Below are 1,398 nucleotides of genomic sequence, written 5' to 3'. Positions count from 1 at the left end.
GAGCTATGCGGGAAAGTGGGTGATGACGGACTGAGATAGGCGGCGTATCGAGGCGGGTGTCGAGCCTGCCAGAACCTCTCAAGGAGAGCGATACGCCATGAACGAGATTAGCAACATTGTCCCGCTTCGTCAGCCCGACGAGATCGACGATCCACTGACCAATATTTTGCGCGCCGGCGCGCGGCAGCTTCTGGCGCAGGCCGTGGAGGCCGAAGTCGAGACGTTTCTTGCCTCGGTGAAGGATTTGAAGCTAGCCGACGGGCGCGCCCGTGTCGTGCGGCATGGTTACGGCCCGGCGCGAACGATTGCGACCGGCATCGGACCGGTCGAGGTCACGCGGGCGAAGATTCGGGACCGCGGGGCGGCCGGCGATGGCGAGCGGATCCGGTTCAACTCGGCGATCCTGCCGCTGTGGGCGCGGCGCACCCGGAGCCTGGATGCGCTGTTGCCGGTGCTGTATCTGCGCGGCATATCGACCGGCGATTTTCAGGAGGCGCTGACGGCCCTGCTGGGCAAGGACGCGCCGAACCTGTCGCCGGCGGCGATCTCCCGGCTGACAGCCGAGTGGCAGGGCGAGTATGAGCGTTGGCAAAAGCGCGATCTATCGGCGCGGCGATACGTGTACGTGTGGGCTGATGGCGTCTTCTTGCAGGCCCGCATGGAAGGTCACGGCGAATGCATGCTGGTGCTGATCGGCGCGACGCCGGAAGGCAAGAAGGAGCTGATCGGCTTCCAGGTCGGCGTGCGGGAGAGCGCGCAGAGCTGGCGTGAGCTCCTGATCGACGTGAAGCAGCGTGGGCTGCAAATCGCCCCGGAAATCGCCGTCGGTGACGGCGCGCTCGGTTTCTGGAAGGCACTCGACGAGGTCTTTCCCGGCACGCGGCACCAGCGCTGCTGGGTCCACAAGACCGTCAACGTCCTGGACAAGGTCCCGCTCTCGGTGCAGGCCAACATGAAGAAGGACCTGCGCGAGGTGTATTGGGCACCGAACCGGGCGACCGCCGAAGTGGCTATCGACGTCTTCGCCGAGAAATACCACGCCAAGTACGGCCGGGCGGTCGAATGCCTCGCCAAAGACCGCGACGCGCTGCTGGCCTTTTACGACTTCCCTGCCGAGCATTGGGATCACTTGCGCACCAGCAATCCCATCGAGAGCGTGTTCGCCACCGTGCGGCACCGGACGGTGCGCACCAAGGGTGCGTTGTCGCCGACCACCGCCAAGTTGATGGTGTTCAAGCTGGTCATCGCCGCATCAAAGACCTGGCGGCGGCTCAAAGGCACAAATCAGTTGCCGAAGGTCATCGCTGGTGTCAGATTCAACGACGGCATCGAGGTCATCCAAGTGCCGGCAAACCACGCCGCCTGATCACCTCGTCACCCAAAATCCCGCATAGCTCC

General features: G+C 64.2%; 1 protein-coding gene. It reads left to right on the top strand.

Annotated elements, in window-relative coordinates; genetic code table 11:
• Positions 1–97: 97 nt before the first annotated feature.
• Complete coding sequence (locus QJT82_RS45370; RefSeq protein ID WP_028344523.1) at positions 98–1,366, top strand: IS256 family transposase; 1,269 nt, start codon at positions 98–100, stop codon at positions 1,364–1,366.
• The last annotated feature ends 32 nt before the right edge of the window (positions 1,367–1,398 follow it).

This window comes from Bradyrhizobium sp. Mp19 (assembly GCF_029952935.1).
In the GTDB taxonomy this organism is placed as follows: domain Bacteria; phylum Pseudomonadota; class Alphaproteobacteria; order Rhizobiales; family Xanthobacteraceae; genus Bradyrhizobium; species Bradyrhizobium elkanii.
Note: the sequence above shows the minus strand (reverse complement) of the source record. Positions and strands in the feature narration are given on the sequence as shown.